14 protein-coding genes are annotated in these 16,997 nt (G+C 70.8%); 6 read left to right on the top strand and 8 right to left on the bottom strand.

Features of this window, described 5'->3' with window-relative positions; genetic code table 11:
• Window positions 1-23 precede the first annotated feature (23 nt).
• The 6 genes from VSH64_RS07525 to VSH64_RS07500 all read right to left on the bottom strand — a co-directional run bounded on the left by VSH64_RS07525 (window position 24) and on the right by VSH64_RS07500 (window position 7,764).
• Window positions 24-1,877, bottom strand: coding sequence for a right-handed parallel beta-helix repeat-containing protein (locus VSH64_RS07525; protein WP_326834767.1), 1,854 nt, complete (start codon window positions 1,875-1,877; stop codon window positions 24-26).
• Window positions 1,878-1,944: 67 nt separating this feature from the next.
• Entirely contained in the window at window positions 1,945-2,730 is a 786-nt protein-coding gene (locus VSH64_RS07520) for an RraA family protein (RefSeq protein WP_326834766.1), read from the bottom strand.
• An 11-nt stretch (window positions 2,731-2,741) separates the two neighbouring features.
• Window positions 2,742-4,661: a hypothetical protein gene (locus VSH64_RS07515; protein ID WP_326834765.1), complete on the bottom strand. Its 1,920-nt coding sequence runs from the start codon at window positions 4,659-4,661 to the stop codon at window positions 2,742-2,744.
• A 33-nt stretch (window positions 4,662-4,694) separates the two neighbouring features.
• A complete protein-coding gene (locus VSH64_RS07510; protein WP_326834764.1) occupies window positions 4,695-5,609 on the bottom strand; it encodes a carbohydrate ABC transporter permease in 915 nt (304 codons plus the stop codon).
• On the bottom strand, window positions 5,606-6,496 hold the full coding sequence (locus VSH64_RS07505) for a carbohydrate ABC transporter permease (RefSeq protein ID WP_326834763.1): 891 nt from the start codon (window positions 6,494-6,496) through the stop codon (window positions 5,606-5,608). The genes VSH64_RS07510 and VSH64_RS07505 overlap by 4 nt, the downstream gene beginning before the upstream one ends.
• Entirely contained in the window at window positions 6,493-7,764 is a 1,272-nt protein-coding gene (locus VSH64_RS07500) for an ABC transporter substrate-binding protein (protein WP_326834762.1), read from the bottom strand. The genes VSH64_RS07505 and VSH64_RS07500 overlap by 4 nt, the downstream gene beginning before the upstream one ends.
• A 186-nt stretch (window positions 7,765-7,950) precedes the next feature.
• Here VSH64_RS07500 and VSH64_RS07495 point away from each other — a divergent pair, with 186 nt between their 5' ends.
• Window positions 7,951-9,015: an FCD domain-containing protein gene (locus tag VSH64_RS07495; RefSeq protein ID WP_326834761.1), complete on the top strand. Its 1,065-nt coding sequence runs from the start codon at window positions 7,951-7,953 to the stop codon at window positions 9,013-9,015.
• Between the two features lie 20 nt (window positions 9,016-9,035).
• Here the strand turns inward: VSH64_RS07495 and VSH64_RS07490 are convergent, their stop codons facing one another.
• The gene (locus VSH64_RS07490; RefSeq protein WP_326834760.1) at window positions 9,036-11,495 is read right to left on the bottom strand and encodes a glycoside hydrolase family 95 protein; all 2,460 of its coding nucleotides are present in this window, start codon (window positions 11,493-11,495) and stop codon (window positions 9,036-9,038) included.
• 170 nt (window positions 11,496-11,665) lie between these two features.
• Between VSH64_RS07490 and VSH64_RS07485 the strand changes: the two genes are divergently transcribed.
• The 3 genes from VSH64_RS07485 to VSH64_RS07475 all read left to right on the top strand — a co-directional run bounded on the left by VSH64_RS07485 (window position 11,666) and on the right by VSH64_RS07475 (window position 14,186).
• Complete coding sequence (locus VSH64_RS07485; RefSeq protein WP_326834759.1) at window positions 11,666-12,364, top strand: FadR/GntR family transcriptional regulator; 699 nt, start codon at window positions 11,666-11,668, stop codon at window positions 12,362-12,364.
• On the top strand, window positions 12,361-13,299 hold the full coding sequence (locus VSH64_RS07480) for an aldo/keto reductase (protein ID WP_326834758.1): 939 nt from the start codon (window positions 12,361-12,363) through the stop codon (window positions 13,297-13,299). Before VSH64_RS07485 ends, VSH64_RS07480 begins: the two co-directional genes overlap by 4 nt.
• A 71-nt stretch (window positions 13,300-13,370) precedes the next feature.
• Window positions 13,371-14,186 (top strand): alpha/beta hydrolase, encoded by an 816-nt coding sequence (locus VSH64_RS07475; protein WP_326834757.1) that lies wholly within the window; start codon window positions 13,371-13,373, stop codon window positions 14,184-14,186.
• Between the two features lie 72 nt (window positions 14,187-14,258).
• On the opposite strand, the gene VSH64_RS07470 is transcribed toward VSH64_RS07475, so the two are convergent.
• Window positions 14,259-15,332 (bottom strand): LuxR C-terminal-related transcriptional regulator, encoded by a 1,074-nt coding sequence (locus VSH64_RS07470; RefSeq protein ID WP_326834756.1) that lies wholly within the window; start codon window positions 15,330-15,332, stop codon window positions 14,259-14,261.
• Between the two features lie 343 nt (window positions 15,333-15,675).
• Between VSH64_RS07470 and VSH64_RS07465 the strand changes: the two genes are divergently transcribed.
• Entirely contained in the window at window positions 15,676-16,386 is a 711-nt protein-coding gene (locus tag VSH64_RS07465) for a GntR family transcriptional regulator (protein ID WP_326834755.1), read from the top strand.
• Between the two features lie 26 nt (window positions 16,387-16,412).
• On the top strand, window positions 16,413-16,868 hold the full coding sequence (locus VSH64_RS07460; protein ID WP_326834754.1) for a carboxymuconolactone decarboxylase family protein: 456 nt from the start codon (window positions 16,413-16,415) through the stop codon (window positions 16,866-16,868).
• The last annotated feature ends 129 nt before the right edge of the window (window positions 16,869-16,997 follow it).

The raw sequence follows: 16,997 nt of genomic DNA, 5'->3' as shown, positions 1-16,997 counted from the left end.
GCGAAGCCCGGCCCCCGTCGGCCTCACTTCGTGGGCGACACCGTGGCCGGCGGCCGCGGGTACGGGAACGCCGCCGTGACCCCGATCTTGTCGTACTGCATCCGCGACTGGTCGAACCCGGTGGCCCAGTTGGCGTTGGTCACCGTGTTGCACTGGTAGCTCTGGTACTTGTCGTCGGTGACCTTGCCGACCTCGATGTCGGTGAAGGAGAACCCGCAGCCGCCGGCGTCCATGTGCACGCCGCGGGTGCCGCTGTCGGGCATCGACGCGTCGGGGAGCACGTCGCCGATCACCACCTGGGACACGTAGTTGTCCAGCGTGTGCGGTTCGAAGTTGTCCACGCCGTAGGTGTAGAACGCGCCCATGTCACCGCTGTCGAGCCCGGCTTCCTGCAGGCTCAGGTACTTGAACGTGTTGTTCTGCGCGTAGTCGTCCTTCGCCAGCACTTCCGGGCGCGCCTCGAGGCTCACCGCGTAGCGCGCGCTGTGGTCGATCACGCTGTAGCTGACCTCGTTGTGGCCGGTGTCCATCAGCTCGACGCCGGACGCGTCACCCGGCACCAGCTCGCCGAAGTGGTGGATGTAGTTGTCGGTGAAGAGGTGGTAGTTGGAGATGTCGCCTTCACCGGGGTAGCCGCCTTCGACCTTGATGCCGTCGGCGCCGATGTGGTCGAGCAGGCTGTCGGTCACCGCCAGGTGGTCGTTGGCGAAGAGCGCGTACACGCCGGTGAAGCCGGTTTCGGAAATGTGCGCGTTCTTCAGCGTGATGTGCGAGGTGTTGGTCACGCGCACCGCGCCGAAGCGGTCGCGCGGCATCTCCACCTGCCGGTCGTACTGCGGGTACTGGTGCACGTCACCCGAGTCGCCGTCGTTGATCCAGCCGTTGCGGTACCAGTCGACGTAGTCGGAGTACTGCACGCCGAGGCCGTCGAAGGTGAGGTCGTGGGCGCGGTGCTCAGGGGAGCTGCCGGCCACGTTGAGCACGGTCTGCACGGTCGGGCGGATCACGGAGCTGTCCGTGGGCTGCGCGCCGTTCTTGGGCCAGTAGTAGACCTCGCCGTTCTTGTAGTCCACGTAGAACTCGCCGGGCTGGTCGAGGAAGTCCAGCGAGTTCTGCAGGAAGTAGCGCGAGCCGCCGCCGCTGTTGTGCAAGGCGTAGCGGGTGTTGTACTTCATCGTGAGCTGGTTCTTGGTGAAGTTCACGTCGAGGATCGGCACGGTGTCGGTGAACCAGCTCCAGCTGCCGCCGGACCAGATCGTGAGCGAGGCCTGCGAGAGGTCCCAGCTCGGGTCCCAGTCACCCGGATTGGACCACAGCCAGTTGTGCACCGCTTCCTTCGAGATGTCCGGCAGCGCCGAGGTGAGGTAGGGCGCCCAGGTGTCCGGCGTGGCCCGGTTCGGGTAGCGGGCCACGGTGGCGCGCTCGCCGTTCTCGAACATCGTGTAGAACGGCTTGGTCTTGTCGAAGGGCGCCTTGTAGATGGCGCCCTCATACGGCTGCCAGCCGGTGATCGGCGCGCCGCCGAGCAGCCGCGCCTTGCCCGGCCCGTCGGCGCTGCGATACACGACCTGGTGCCCGTTGGCCCCGGAGTCGCCTTCATCGAACGAGATGGTCTGGTCCACCTGGTAGTCGCCGGCGGCGAGGTTCACGTGGATGTCGCAGCGCATGTCCTTCGCCGAGTTCCAGCCGTGGCTGCTGATCTCGTCGCGGGCGTGCTGCACGGTCTTCCAGGGGTGCTTGGCCGAACCGTCCGCCTTGTCGTTGCCCTGCGTCGAAACGTAGAGCTCGCGCGGCGTGCACGAACCGTGCCCCTGGACGTCGGCGGAGGCGGACTGCACGCTGACGAACCCCGCCAGCAGCACGACCCCCACCCCCACTCTCAGCAGTTTCTTGCGTGTTCCACCGAACATGCGATTCCCTTCGCGTGGGTGTGCTGCGGATCGATCACTGGTGGCGGCGGTCCCGCCAGGCCTCGAACTCGGCGCGCGAGTCCGGGGTCAGCGGGTAGTAGTCGGACAGCCGCGCGCCTTCTTCCAGGCGTGCGCGGCTGAAGCGCTCCCACTCCTCGTGGTCGCGCGCGGCCTCCATCACGTCGGGGGCCTTGGCCCTGGGCACGATCACCGCGCCGTCGTCGTCGGCGACCACGAGGTCGCCGGGCAGCACGAGCACGCCGCCGCAGGCGATCGGGGTGTGGTAGGCCCACGGGAAGAGCTCGGCCTGCGACGCGTAGTGCGGCGTGGTGCCGGTGCACCAGATCGGCACCCCGAGCTGCCCCACCCGCGGCGAGTCGCGGATGCGGCCGTCGACGACGATCCCGGCGCCGCCCTTGCGCTTGAAGTAGCGCACGAGCATGTCGCCGAAGCAGCCGGTGAACGGGCTGCCGTAGGCCTGCACCACGAGCACGTCACCGGGCTGGATCTCCTCCAGCACGGCCCACAGCGCGGTACTGCGCTCCACGTACTCCTGCGCCACGCCGGAAGCGACGTCTTCGCGCTGCGGCATGAACTGCAGCGTCACGGCGCGCCCGGTCACCTTCTGGCCTTCGTGCAGCGGCTTCGGCCCCTCCACGAAGGTGCGGCGGATGCCCTGCTGGTGCAGCTTGGCGCACGCGGTCGCGGAGCTCACCCCGTCGAGCCCGCGCACCAGCGCGGGATCCACCGGGCCCGGGTCCGCACCGCGGACCGGGAGCTCCCACACCGGTGCCGGCGCGGTGTCTCCGTTGCGTTCCACTGGTCGGCTCCTCACTGGTCGAAACTGTGGTGCGCGGCCGGGTAGGCGCGCGGGGTCAGGAACAGGTCGAGCCGCACGCCGTGGCCGGGCGGCAGCACGACCTCCAGGCGCGGGCCACCGACGTCGGCGGTCTCCTGCGAGGTCGGCACTTCCGGCGCGGTGTACGCGCGCGGGTCGCCGGGATAGCCCGGCGCCGCGGCGGTGTAGGTCACGCGGTCGATGCGGTGCTCGCCGAACCCGCCGGCCTGCACGAGCACCCGGCGTTCGCCCGCCGGCCCGACGTGGACCAGTTCGACGCGCACGTGGTCGTCGGTCGCGACGTCCACCAGCGCGGCGACGTCCGGCGGCAGGCCCGGGCGGCGGCGGCCGGCGTCGAAGTACGCGAGCCGGGTCGGCAGGAGGCCGCCGTTGTAGAGCACCTGCGGCGTACCGGTCACGAGCTGCAGCAACGCTTCGGTGAGCACCGGGTTGTGCCGCTGCCAGTGGTGCACGTGGACGGACGCGGGATCGGCGGTGTCCGCCTCGATGAGCGCGAGCCGGCGCGCGACCTGACCGAGCGCGGTCCGCAGCATCGCCTCCGGGTACCCGGGGTTGGCGCCGCGCAGGAACTCCAGCCACGGCGCTTCGTGACCGGCCTCCTCCTTGTTGCGGAAACCGCGGACCTCGGCCCAGTCGTAGCCGCTCGCCTTGTGCAGCCGGTCCAATCGCTCGCGGTCGGCCGGCTGGCCGGCGGCCTGCCACAGCCACGCCGAAAGCCCGAGCTGCGGCGGCTGGTGGTCGAACCAGCCGTCGTCGCTGTGGCGGTTGGGCACGAGCAGGGTCTCGGTGTCGACGTCGAGCTCGGCCTCCCAGCGGTCGCGGATGCTCGCGTCCGAACCCGCGACCGTGCCGCGGATCCCGTGCGCCTCCACGGTGTCGAGCGGGCCGCGGCCGAGGTCGAGCCGCTCGGCGGACCCGGTGAGCAGCACCGTGTGCACGGCGGCGATCACCGCGGCCGCGCCCACGCTGTAGACGCCGTGCGGCCAGGCCCAGCCGTAGTTGCCGCCGAACCAGCGGCCGTCGTGCAGCTCGCCGACCACGCCGTGGGGGCCGACGTTGTCCGGCAGCACGCCGTCGTTCGCGGCCGCGCGATCCCGCCACGCGTCCACGTACTCGAGCACCCAGTCGCGGTAACGGTCCTCGTGGCCGTAGAGCCAGGCATTGGCCGCGAGGCCGGTGGCCGCGAGGTTCACCGCGGTGTCGCCGCGGCCGATGCGCTCCTGCATCGCCGCGCCCATCGCACGGGCCTTCGCAGGATCGGCGAGGTCGGCCCACTCGTGCACACCCTCGACGTCGGGCAGCGGCAGGCCGAAGGGCCGCATGGACTTCAGGTCCGCGTGGTAGCTCTGCCACTCGTCGCTGATGCCGTAGCGCGGGCCGCCGGCGCCGTTGTGCGGGGCGCGGATGGTGCGGGTGGCGGGGTCGTAGTTGCCGGCCGGCGAACCCGGCAAGTACAGATCGGCGAAGCGGCGGGCCCGGTCGCGGAAGGCCTCGTCCTGCGGGTCGGCGGCGCAGATGCCGTAGAACAGCAGCAGCGATTCACCCTGGTGGAACCAGTCGTAGCCGCGTTCGAACTCGTCCACGAGGTACCCGGCTTCGGTCAGCTGGCGCGTGACGCCGGTCCAGTGGCGCTTGCTGGCTTCGAGCAGGTCGTCGGCGCCGCCGAGCTGGTAGAGCGTGGGCCAGTTGAAGAAGGCCTCGTAGAAGTCGTCGGCGCCGTCGCGGCTTTCGCCGTTACCGCGGAAGATCAGGCGCCCGTCGGGTGCGCAGTAGCGGGCGGCGAACGTGCGCCACGCCGTGTCGAGCACGTCGAACAAGCGGCGTTCGAGCACGGCCCAGCCCGGTGGCGCGCCGAGCGGGACGGTCGCCGCCACCGTGGGGGTGGTGGTCATGGTTGCCTTTCTGAGGGGAACCGGGCGGGCGGGTCAGCCCTTGGTGGACCCGGCGGTGAGGCCCGAGATGATGTGGCGCTGCATGATCACGAAGAACACGAGCAGGGGCGCGACGGCGAGCAGCAGCGTCGGGAACACCACGGTGTAGTCGGTCTGGTACTGCCCGACCGCCGCGTAGATCCCGGTGGTCACGGTGTAGAGGCCACTGCCGGGGCCGAGGATCGTCTGAGGGTTCACGAAGTCGTTCCACACGGAGAACGTGTTGAGGATGACCATGGTCGCCACGGCCGGGCGCATCAGCGGGAACACGATCCGCCAGAACGTGCGCATCCGCCCGCAGCCGTCGAGCGCCGCGGCCTGGTCGAGGTCGCGCGGCACGGTGCGGATGAACCCGGCGTAGAGGAAGATCGAGAACGGCAGCGTCAGCGTGGTCTCGAACAGCACGTAGCCCGGGATCGTGCCCATGAGCCCGAGGGTCTTGAGCACGTAGACGACCGGGATCACCAGCACCTGGCTCGGGATGAACGTGCCGGCCAGGAAGAACACCATCAGCACGCGGAACAGCCGCTTGTCGCTGCGCGCGATCACGTACGCGGCCGGGCCGGCGAACAGCACCGAGAACACGTTCACCAGCACCACGAACAGCACCGTGATCGCGTAGCCCTTCACGATCGAGAACCGCGGGTTCTGCAGCGCCCGCCCGAGGTGCTCGAGCGTGAGCCCGCCGGAGAACCCGAACGGGTCGGCCAGGATCGCCTGCTGGTCCTTGAACGCGTTGACCAGCAACAGGTACAGCGGCACGAGCATCACAACCGCGACGACCAGGAGCACGAGCCCGCGCAACACCAGCCGCACCGGGTTGCGCCCGGCACGGTTCGGCGCGGCGACCGGCGTCCGCGGCGGCGGGGTGGACGTCGGGGCCGGAGCGGCTCGGGTGGCGGTGGTCATGCGTGCGCTCCCTGGTCGGCGCGGCGGCGCAGGCGGGTGACGGCGAGCGCGAGCCCGGCGGTGATGATCATCAGCACCACCGACTGCGCGGAGCCGAAGCCGAGGCGGCCGTCGTGGAAGGAGTTCCACAGGATGAGGTAGGCCAGCGTCTGCGTCTGGCCCGCCGGGCCGCCCGAAGTGAGCGACACGACCAGGTCGTAGGTCTTGAGCAGGGTGATCAGGCTCAGCACCAGGTTCACCGTGACCACCGGCGCGATCGCCGGCAACGTCACGTGCCGGAAGGTCTGCCAGCGCGTGGCGCCGTCGATGCGCGCCGCTTCCAGCAGGCTCTGCGGCACGGTCTGCAACCCGGCGATGTAGAGCACCGTGGACACGCCGAACCCGGCCCACACGAGCACGCAGACGAGCGTGACCGTGGCCCAGTCCGGATCGGACAGGAACGGCAGCAGTTTCGCGCCGTGGCTGGTGAGGAAGCTGTTGATCGCGCCGTTGGTGCCGAGGATCGCGCTCCACAGGAAGCCGACGACGAGCGCCGAGAGCACGTGCGGGTAGAACAGGATCGTCCGCAGGACCGAGCTCACCTTCGACGTGCGGCTCACCAGCATCCCGAAGCCGAGGCCGAGCACGTTCATCAGGACCGTGCCGGCCACCGCGGCGAGCAGCGTGACGAACGCGGCGCGGCGGAACTCGGGGTCACCGAGCACCTCGCCGTAGTTCGCGCCGCCGACGAACGCCGGGCTCGCGCTGTAGCCGTCCCAGTTCGTGAGGCTCAGGTAGATGGCGAGCCCCACCGGCACGATCAGCATCAGGGTGTAGAGCACGGTCGCCGGCAGCACCATCACCGCGGTGGCGACGGCGCCGTCCCGGCGCTTCGGCGAAAGCTTCATTTCGCGTGCGCCGAGACCCAGTGGTCGACGGCGTCGGCGACCGTCTGCGGCGAGTGTCCGATGTAGAGGCCCTGCACCTCGGTGTTCCACGCGGCGTTGAAGCCCCGCGGCAGCGTCGCGTCGCCGTAACCCTCGCCCTGCGCGACCTTGGCGGGCGCGGCGTCGAGGATCTTCTGCACGTCCTGCTCCAGCGGGGTGAACTCGCGCTGGGTGCCGGTGCGGAAGTTGCCGTCCTGCTTGAGCTGCGCGGCCACGGCCGTCCGGTCCGTCACGAGCCAGCGCACCAGCTTCGTGGCGAGGTCGCGGTGCTGGGTCGACTTCAGGATCAGGTACGGCGCGGCCATGGTGGCGCCCTGCGCGCCCGGGCTCGGCTGCCCGGCCGAGACCGGCGCCGCGAACACACCGACCTGGAAGTCCTTCTTCGCCTTGGCTTCCGAGGCGGTGAACCAGCTGCCCATCACGAACATGCCGGCCTTGCCCTGCAGGAACGCCGTCTCCGCGTCGGCGTACTTCAGGCCGAGCGCGTTCTTGTCCACGTAACCCTGGTCGAGCCACGACTGGTAGAGCTGCAGGTAGGGCAGCATCGCCTTGCCGACGGTGGTCTTGCCGGCGTTGACGTCCGCGTAGAACTTCGGGTTCGCCGCGGCCAGTGCGGGGTCGGTGAGCTGCAGCAACTGCAGGCCCGTGGCGAACTCGCCGGAGGTCTGCAGCGGCAGGTAGCCCGCGGCCTTGAGCTTGCCGAGGTCCTGCGTCATCTCGTCCAGTGTGGACGGTGGGGTGGTGATGCCGGCCTTGGTGAACGCGGCCTTGTTGTAGAAGACCAGCGACTGGGCCTGCTCGCCCACGCCGACGTTGTAGATCTTGCCGCCGAGCGAAGCCTGCTGCACGAGCGGCGTGTCCTTGACCCAGTCCTCGCCGGTCAGGTCCACGAGCTGCGGCTCGAGGCTCTTGTCGGCCATGAGGGTCTCGACGACGTCGGGCGAGTTGCCCGCGGCGAGCTCCTGCTGCAGCGTGTCGGAAACGCTCTTGCCCGACGGTGCCTCGACGACCACGTCGACGCCGGGGTTCGCCTTTTCGAACGGCGCCACGAGCTTGTCCCAGAAGTCCTGGGTCAGGTTCGGGGTGATGTTCACGAGCATCCGGATCGAGCCGGTCTCGCCGCCCGCGGATCCGGAATCCGCGAAACCGCCTCCGCCGCAACCGGCGAGGGCGAGCGAGAGCACGGCGCCGACAACGGCGATGCCCCCGCGGGTACGTGCTGGCCGCATCGCTCCTCCTCGTTGAGAAAGCTGTGAAAGCTGGTGGGGATGACTCGGGTGAGTCGGGAAGATCTGGAATTCGGGTTCAGCTAGCGACTGCTGAGTGATTTGTACGTCTCGGCGAATTGGCTTGTCAACGCGGAGAACAAGCCAGAAATCCTGTCATCGAGTCAGAAGTGTGTATCCTCGGTGTCCATGACGGAGGACGCCGCGGTGCGGCTGAGCGACGCCGAGCGCTCGACGCTGCTCGGGTGGGCGAGCCAGGACTCGGGACCGCTCGGGTTGCGCAGCCGGATCGTGCTGAGCTGCGCCGACGGCCTCGACGTGCACGCCGTGGCGCGGCGGCTGGGGGTGAACGCGGCGACCGTCGCGAAGTGGCGGGACCGGTTCCTGCGCCGCGGCCCGGACGGCCTCGCCGACGCCCCGCGGCCCGGCCGGCCGCGCAGCCAGGACCGCGCGGAAGCCGAGCGGCTCGTGCTCTCGGCGATCGCCGAGGCGCGCCGCGGCGGCGAGGTCCCGACCACGCGCTCGCTGGCGCGCACGGTCGGGCTCTCGCAGTCGACGGTGTCGCGGATCTGGCGCGAGCACCGCACGCCGGAGCCCGCGCCGACCCGGCTGTCCACTCCGGACCGCGCCGGGCAGGGCCTGCTGTCGGACCAGGTGCACCAGGTGCTGCGCCAGCAGATCATCGACGGCGACCTGCGGCCCGGGATGCGGCTCGTCGAGTCCGCCATCGCGCGCCAGCTCGGCACGAGCCAGGCGCCGGCGCGCGAGGCCATCAAACGGCTCGTGCACGAGGGGCTCGTGAGCTCGCTTCCGCACCGGGGCAACTACGTCGCCGAGATCTCCGCCGAGCAGGCCCGCGAAGTGCGGGACGTCCGGGTGGTGCTGGAGGAGTTCGCGGCCCGCCAGGCGACGGCGCGCGTGCAGCCGCGGACGTTGCGCCTGCTCGAAGAGTCCGTGGACCGCATGCGCGCCGCCGCGACCGCGGGTGACATCGGGGCGTTCCGCGAAGCCGACATCACCTTCCACCGCGACGTCTGCGCCGCCAGCGGCAACTCCTTCCTCGCCCGGCTGTGGCGCACCATCGAACCCAATCTGTGGGGGCTGCACGTGGTCGGCAACCCCCTCTACGACGGCGACTGGTCGGCCATGGCCGAACGCCACGGCGACCTCGTCACGGCGCTGGCCGCCGGCGACCCCGACGAAGCCGCGCGGCTGTTCGGCGCCCACGCCCGCGGCCGGGCCAGCCGAGGCTGACCAGGCCGGGAGCGAGGGGGTCAGGCGGGGGTGACCGTGTAGGTGGCGCCGCGCCGCGTCGGCAGGGAGAGTTCGTGGTCGCGCACGGTGAAGCGCGGCGTGGGGCCGCCCGTGGTGTGGATGCGAACCGGGGCGGCGAGGAGCGTGGCGCGCAGCCGAAGGTCGCTGCCCGCGTCGGAGGTGACCTCGACCTTCGTGGTGCGGCCCGCCGTCCACCAGGCGTTCACGGTGAACGCGCCGCGAGCGCGCAGGCCGCGGAAGGAGCCGGTGGCCCAGCCGGTCGGCAGCGCGGGCAGCACCTCCACGAAGCCGGCGTGGCTCTGCACCAGCATCTCCGCGACGCCGGACGCCACGCCGAAGTTGCCGTCGATCTGGAACGGCCAGTCGTTGAGGAAGTTGGCGAAGGTGTTGCGCCACAGCAGGTGGTCGAGCTGCTCACGGGCTTGGTCACCGTCGCGCAGCCGCGCGAAGACGTTGATCTTCTGCGCGCGGTTCCAGCCGATGTCGTTCTGCGCGGTGTGGCTGGTGCGCGCCGCCACGGCCACGCGCGCGGCTTCGTAGAACTCCGGCGTGCCCTCGGCGGTGATCTGGTGTCCGGGGAAGAGCGGGTAGCTGAACGACATGTGCCGGTGGCCGTTGTCCTGCTCGTCCAGGTCGGTTTTCCACTCCTGCAGCTGCCCCCACGAGCCGATGCGCAGCCCCGGGTCCAGCTTCGCGAGCGTGCGCGCCAGCTCGGGCTGGTACGCGTGGTCGCCGACGACCTTCGCCGCCGCGAGCGTGTTGGAGAACAGGTCCCACACGATCGTCTGCGAATAGGTGGCCCCGGCGGTGAACGGGCCGAGCTCCGGCGAGAAGCTCGGGCTCACCACCAGACTGCCGTCGGTGTCGGACACGAGGTACCCGAGCCAGAACCGCGTGTGCTCCTTGAGGATCGGGTACGCCCGCCGGCGCAGGAAGTCCTCGTCCATCGTGAACAGGTAGTGCTCCCACAGCTGGCGCACCAGCCACGCGGTCGACTCCGGCGCCCAGGTCGCGGCGTTGGTGGACACGCCGGTGTAGCCGAACACGTTCACGTGGCTCATGGCCGCGAAGCCGTCCGGCACACCGCACAGCTCCCGAGCGGTGACCCGTCCCGGCTCCCGCAGGCCTTCGATGAAGTCGACCAGCGGCGGCACGGTCTCGGGCAGGTTGGTCACGTCGGAGGGCCAGTAGTTCATCTCCAGGTTGATGTTCGTGGTGTAGTCCGACTGCCAGTCGGGCGTGGTCGAGTCGTTCCACACGCCCTGCAGGTTCGCCGGGCGCGACCCCGCGCGCGAGGAACCGATCAGCAGGTACCGGCCGATCTGGAAGTGCAGCATCTCCAGCTGCGGGTCGGCCGGGATCTGGCCCTGGTTGCGGGCCTGCTTGAACTGCTGCAGCGCCTCGTCGGTCGGCAGCGTCGTCGGCTGCTGCCCGAGGTCCACGCGTACGCGGCCGAACAGCGCCCGGTGGTCGGCCAGGTGCCGTGCGCGCAGCGCCCCGTGGCCCCGACGCACCGCCGAGTCCACTGTGGACGTGACGGTGCGGTGCGGGTCTTCGCCGCGGTAGTGCGGGTACACCGGCGCGTAGTCGGTACCGGGTACGAGCACGAGCGTCGCCGCGTCCGCGCCGGTCACGGTCACCGTGCCGGCCGCGTCGGTGCTCACGCGCCCGCCCTCGGCGAGCACTCGCACCTGCGCCTCGAACACCAGGCCGTTGTCGGTCAGGGCGCCCCGCATCGTGATCCGGCCGTCCTGAGCCGAATACGCGACGGTGCGGTTGTCCGCGGTGGCGAGCCGGGCGGTGAAGGACACCTGGCCGCGGCGGCTCGCGGAAAGGCGCGTGACGATCACGTGGTCCGGGAAGCTCGCGAAGAGCTCCCGCTGGTGGGTCACGCCGTCGGCGGTGGTGAACGCGACGCTCGCGAGGCCGGTCGCGAGGTCGAGCTGCCGCCGGTACCCGGCCACCTCGCCGGCCGGTGCCGCGCGGTCGAGGAAGAGATCCCCGAAGGTCTGGTAGGCGCCGTAGCCCCACTTCGTCTGGCCGAGCGCCGCCGTCGCCGGGCCGGTGTCGGCGCTGCCGGTGGCCGCGATCGTCGCGCGCACGTCGGCGAGCGCGGTGGGCCGCTCGTCGTACCAGTTGCCGAAGTTGTAGTCGTGGCCCTCGTCGTGGGAGCCGGGGCCGCCGGTCCACAGCGTGTCGTGGTTGAACTGGATCTGCTCCGAGTCGACGGTGCCGTAGATCATCGCGCCCGCCGAACCGTTGCCGACGGGGAACGCCTGCTCCTGCCAGAGTGTGGCGGGTTCGTCGAACCACAGCACGTAGTCCTGGTCGGGTGCGGATCCCGCGGCCGGTTCGGCGGCCGAGGCCACGCGGGCGAATGCGGCGTTCGTGAGGGCGAGCGCGCCACCGGCCATGGCCGCGCCGAGCAGGCTCCGGCGCGAGAAACCGGGTTCGGGCATGAGGGACTCCTTCGTCCGGGGGGAGGGAGACGGGAGTTCGGCTCGCGAGGCTCAAACAACATATGTATGTGTAGGCGAGGCGCGCCCGAGTGTCCAGAGATCCCGGAAAATCGGCGGCCGGTCGGGGTAACCGCTTGCAGACATCACATGTCTGGGGCTACCGTCGCCGCGTGTCACTCACCGATGAGGCGATCGCCCGCATCCGCGAGCTGATCCAGTCCGGCAAGCTGCCGCCCGGTTCGAAGCTGCCGCCGGAGCAGCAGCTCGCCACCGAGCTGGGCATCTCCCGCTCCCCCATGCGCGAAGCCGTGAAGGCGCTCGCCGTCGCACGAGTGCTCGACGTGCGCCGCGGCGACGGCACCTACGTGACCAGCCTGGCGCCCACCGTCCTGCTCGAAGGACTCGGGCTCGCCGTGGAACTCATGCACGGCAACACCTTGCTGGAGCTCACGGAGGTGCGGCGGCTCTTCGAACCGATCGCCACCGGGCTCGCCGCCACCCGGGCCACGCGCGAGGACCTCACCGAGATCCACGGTCACCTGGCGGCGATGCGGGCCGCGGCCGGCGACGTCGAACTGCTCAACCAGCACGACGCCGCCTTCCACCGCGCGGTGGCCGCCGCCACCGGCAACGAGGCGCTGGCCACCCTGCTCGACGGCATCGCCGGCGGCACCCTGCGGGCGCGGGTGTGGCGCGGGATGGTCGAAGCGGAGTCCGCCGACCGGACGCTCGCCGAGCACGAGGCGATCTACGAAGCTCTCGCCGAAGGCGACGCCGGGCTGGCGCAGGCCGCGGCGCTCGTGCACATCAGCACCACCGAACGCTGGCTGCGCCGCGTGCACGGCGCCGGACCGGGAGACCCGCGATGACCCGGCCCGCCACCGACCCGGCCACCACTCCCCCGGCCACCACCGACCCGGCCACCGCCATCGGCCTCGGCACCGCCGCGATCGGCGGCCTGTACGAAGACGTCGGCGAAGCCACCGCGCGCGCCACGCTCGAAGCGGCGTGGGCGAGCGGCATCCGCTACTTCGACACCGCACCGCACTACGGTGCCGGCGTCGCCGAACGCCGGCTCGGCGAGTTCCTGCGCACCCGGCCACGCGCCGAGTTCACCGTGTCCAGCAAGCTCGGCCGGCTCTTGCGCCCCGGCGCGGACGGACTCGTGCGCGTGCGCGACTACTCCGCCGACGGCGTGTACACCTCGATCGCCGAAAGCCTCGACCGCACCGGCCTCGACCGGTTCGACACGCTCTTCATCCACGATCCCGACGACCACTGGGAAGCCGCGCTCGGCGCCGCCTACCCGGCGCTGGCCCGCCTGCGCGAGGAAGGCGCGGTGGACCGGATCGGCGTCGGCATGAACCAGGCCGCGATGCTGGCGAGGTTCGTGGCCGAGGCCGATCTCGACTGCGTGCTCGTGGCCGGCCGCTACACCCTGCTCGACCGCACTGCCGCCACCGAGCTGCTGCCGCGGTGCGCCGAGCGCGGGGTCGCCGTGGTCGCCGGCGGGGTGTTCAACAGCGGCGTGCTCGCCGACCCCGGGCCGGACGCGCACTTCGACTACCTGCCCGTGCCACCGGAGGTCCGGGAGAAGGTCACCACGCTCGCCGCGGCCTGCGCCCGTCACGGTATCGCCCTACCGGCGGCCGCGCTGCAGTTCCCGTTGCGGCACAAGGCGGTCACGTCGCTGGTCCTCGGCGCGCGCACGCCGGCCGAGGTCGAGCAGAACGCCCGCCACCTCACCGCACCGATTCCCGAGGCGCTCTGGTCCGAACTCGACGGTCTCGCCGTGGGTTGGTGATCTTTTCCCGCGGGGAGAAAGTACTCCCTCGGGTAACGCGGGCGAGCCCGCGTGCTCAGTAGGTTCTGAAGATGAGACCTGACAACAAGATCATCGGCGCCGCGAAGAGCGAGCGGGTGGTCCACGGCGTGGCGCTGACCGAGTTCACGGCGCCCGAGGCCGGCCGCAAGCCGAACCCGATCGTCATGGTGCACGGCGGCTGCCACGGAAGGTGGCAGTGGGCGAACCTGCAGGAGTGGTTCGCCGGGCACGGCCGGGACTCGGCCGCGCTCGACTGGTTTTCCCACGGCGGCTCCACGAAGTTGCCGGACGAGGAATGGCTGCGGCGCGAGATTCTCGCGGTGCGCCAGGAAATCGACGTCGCGGTGGAGGCGGCCGCGGGGCCGCCGGTCCTCATCGGACACAGCATGGGCGGCCTGGCGGCGCTGAACTACGCCGCCACGACCGAACGTGAGCTCGCGGCCCTCGTGCTGCTGGCGCCGGTGGTTCCGCGACCCCACGGACCCGAGGCCCTCGAGCTGCCGGTCGACCACGACCAACCGTGGGGACCACCGGACGCGGAGACCTCCCGGACGTTGTTCTACTCGGGGGTCGACGACGAGACGGCGGCCGCGCTGTACCCGCGGCTGCAGCCGGAATCACCGGCCGCGGTGTGGCAGGCGACGCGGTGGACGGCCGAAGTGGACGTTGCCGCCGTGCAGGTCCCCGCGCTCGTGGTCGGTGCGGAGAAGGACTTGCTGACCCCGCCGGACTACGTCTTCTCCCTCGCCGGGGAACTCGACGCGGACAAGATCCTGCTGCCGGGCGTGGGCCACGGCGTGACCCTCGACCCGGGGTGGCCGCGGCTCGCCGAGCAGATCGACGCGTGGCTGACCAAAGTGCTCTGACCGATGGTGGTGACAGCCGGAACCGGCCGCTCCTCGCACCGTACCGTGGAGCGGCCGGTCCGAACAGGACGGTCAGGACGGCCGGGCGCCGCCGGCGGCCCAGATGCGTTGCATGAGCTCGGCCCGGTTGCGCACATCCGTCTTCGCGAACACGCGTTTCAGGTGCTGCTTCACGGTGTTCTCGCTGACGAAGGCCCGCTCGGCGATCTGCTTGTTCGTGAGGCCCTGGCTCACCAGCTCGGCGATCTCCTGCTCCCGTTTGGACAGCACGTCCCACGACGGCAGGCGATCGGCCTGGTCCGGCACCTGCTCGAAGACCAGCGTGAGTGCCGCGTCGTCACGATCGGGCAGCCGGAAGGACTTCACCACGACCCGCCGCTGCGTCTGCCGGTCGACGGCGGTGCGGGTGTACACGCGTTTGCCCAGCGCGCGGAACTCCTCCATCGCCTCCACGATGCTGTCGTCGACCAGCGCCGCGGTCGACGCGCTGCGCTCGCCCGCCCGCGCCGCGCGGTTGCGGAACAACACCCGGGCCTCGAGATCGGTCACGACCAGCGCCTGCGGGATGTGGTCCAGCGAGTGCTCGAGCCGGCTCGCCCGGTGCCCGCTCTCCTCGTAACGCAGGGCGCGCTCGGTCGCGAGCCCGAGCTGCTCCCCCGCCAGCCGCGCGGCCACCAGGTCGGCGTCGCTGAACGCCGGCTGCCCCTCGCGGCGCGCGAAGTTCATGGTGCCGTAGAGGATCCCGGACACGATCACGGGTGCTTCGAGCGAGTGGTAGTAGCCGCCGACGTCGAGCGCCGCCCGGGCGGCGCAGTCCTCCCACGCCTGCCGCGACACGACCCGCGAGGAGTCCACCGGCTCGTTCTGCCGCAGCACGAACTCCAGCAACGGGTCGTCCTGGCGGCCGTAGGTCTCGTAGTCGGTGAGGAAGTCGGTCTCGACCTGGGCCTTGAAATCGATCATGCTGCCGGAGTCGGCGTCGATCCGGTACAGCCCGTAACCGGGCGCCGGGATCACCTCGCCGGCGGATTCGAGAAACGCGTTTTCGACGTCGCCGACCGTGAGCGCGGACTGCAGGGCCGCGGCGAACCGGTGGCCACCCTCGGGCGAGGGCGCGCGAGTGCTGGGCGCGGGCGCCACCGGCATCACCTCTTCTCGGCAGGCCCACGATGGCCTGTGAAGTGCTTCACGATGCATCCCGGCCCGCCGCGGGGTCAACCACCCGACGGACCCGACCCCCCGGAAGGTACCCGAACGGGTAACAGAAGTCAGGTCCGTTGCCGCAAAATCGTACGACAACCGCAGCCAGCCACCTGCCGACAACCACAGTGTGACCTCGTCCGGTTTCAGCGCGTGATTGCCCAGCGGCCTCGGATTGTCGTACGATCCGGTGCGACAACCGGCAACCACCGCGGTGGTTGCTTCCCGGCCCGAACGCGGGCTTTTCGGTGAGGAACACGCGGGACATGCTTCGCTGGACGGAAAACCGGTGACCGGGCAGCAGACGACCGGTCCGGGCGCACAGGCCACGACGACCGGGCAGCGCTCGACCCGGGAACGCCTCACCGACGACGTGCGCGCCGCCATCACCGGCGGGCAGCTGCGCCCCGGCACGCGGCTCAACGAACGCGAACTGTGCGAACGCCACACCGTGTCGCGCACGGCGTTGCGTGAAGCCCTGCGCCAGCTCGAGGCCGAGGGGCTGGTGACCGTGGAGGCGCACCGCGGCGCGTCCGTCGCGCGGATCACCTACCAGGACGCCGAGGCGCTGTTCGAGCTGCGCGGCGCCCTGGAAGCACTGACGTGCAGCCTGTTCGCACAGCGCGGCACACCCGAGCAGAAGCGCGCGCTCGTGGAGTGCCTGCGCGACACCGCCGCGACGATGCGCACCGGCTCGATCGACGACACCCTCGCCGCGAAAGACCGGTTCTACGGCGCCCTGCTCGACGGGGCCGGGAATCCCGAGCTCACCTCGTCGCTGCGCCGGCTGCACGCCCGCGTGCAGCTGCTGCGCCGCCATTCCCTGGCCGCGCAGGGCCGCACCGAGCAGAGCATCAGCGAGCTCGAAGCGATGTGCCAGGCCATCGTGGCCGGCGACGCCGAAGGTGCCCGCCTCGCCGGCAGCCACCACGTCGCGCAGGCCCGGTTCGCCGCCCTGCCCCGGATCTTCGCCGAGGAAACCGACTCGGCTTCCCGCTGAAACCCGTTCCCCGAAAGGATTCACCCGTGTCCGAACACGACAGTGCGCCCGGCCCTGCCCTCGAAGCCACCGCACCGGAGGACGAAGCACTCGAGTACGTCAACGCCATGGCCCGCACCCGTGGTTACGTGCTGCCCTACCACAAGCTGATGGCCAAGGCCGATCTTCCCGTGCTCAAAGCCGCCAACGGTCTCATTTCGGCCGCCTACACCGACGAACGCCGGCTGAGCCAGGTCACCAAAGAGCTGATCTTCATCACCACGCTCACCGTGATGCGCGCGTCGGCCGGGCACATCGCGAGCCACATCCGCGTGGCGCTCGACCTCGGGGTGTCGCCGGAAGAGATCCTCGAAGCCATCGAGATCACGCTGCCCGAGGCCGGCGTGGTCACGTTCCAGCACGGCTTCTCGGTGTGGGCCGACGTCGTCGGCGCCGAGGGTGTGGAGCCGACCGTGGCCGTGCACGACGGCTCGGCCCAGTAGCTCCATCCCCGGCACACCCAGCCATCCACAAAGGACGGACGCCGGTCCCGATTACACCCGAACGGGGACGGTGCCGGGCGGAGATCCTCCCTAACGTCGTGGTCATCACCGCTACGCGTCTACGGAGGA

This window comes from Amycolatopsis rhabdoformis (assembly GCF_035918295.1).
GTDB lineage: Bacteria > Actinomycetota > Actinomycetes > Mycobacteriales > Pseudonocardiaceae > Amycolatopsis > Amycolatopsis rhabdoformis.
The sequence above is the reverse complement of the archived record's forward strand: the minus strand, read 5'-3'. Positions and strand labels throughout refer to the sequence as shown.

Excerpts from the sequence above, each read along its gene's own strand:
- VSH64_RS07515 (WP_326834765.1), bottom strand. The coding sequence starts at position 4,661 with ATGACCACCACCCCCACGGTGGCGGCGACCGTCCCGCTCGGCGCGCCA.
- VSH64_RS07510 (WP_326834764.1), bottom strand. The coding sequence starts at position 5,609 with ATGACCACCGCCACCCGAGCCGCTCCGGCCCCGACGTCCACCCCGCCG.
- VSH64_RS07505 (WP_326834763.1), bottom strand. The coding sequence starts at position 6,496 with ATGAAGCTTTCGCCGAAGCGCCGGGACGGCGCCGTCGCCACCGCGGTG.
- VSH64_RS07500 (WP_326834762.1), bottom strand. The coding sequence starts at position 7,764 with ATGCGGCCAGCACGTACCCGCGGGGGCATCGCCGTTGTCGGCGCCGTG.
- VSH64_RS07495 (WP_326834761.1), top strand. The coding sequence starts at position 7,951 with ATGACGGAGGACGCCGCGGTGCGGCTGAGCGACGCCGAGCGCTCGACG.
- VSH64_RS07490 (WP_326834760.1), bottom strand. The coding sequence starts at position 11,495 with ATGCCCGAACCCGGTTTCTCGCGCCGGAGCCTGCTCGGCGCGGCCATG.
- VSH64_RS07480 (WP_326834758.1), top strand. The coding sequence starts at position 12,361 with ATGACCCGGCCCGCCACCGACCCGGCCACCACTCCCCCGGCCACCACC.
- VSH64_RS07475 (WP_326834757.1), top strand. The coding sequence starts at position 13,371 with ATGAGACCTGACAACAAGATCATCGGCGCCGCGAAGAGCGAGCGGGTG.
- VSH64_RS07470 (WP_326834756.1), bottom strand. The coding sequence starts at position 15,332 with ATGCCGGTGGCGCCCGCGCCCAGCACTCGCGCGCCCTCGCCCGAGGGT.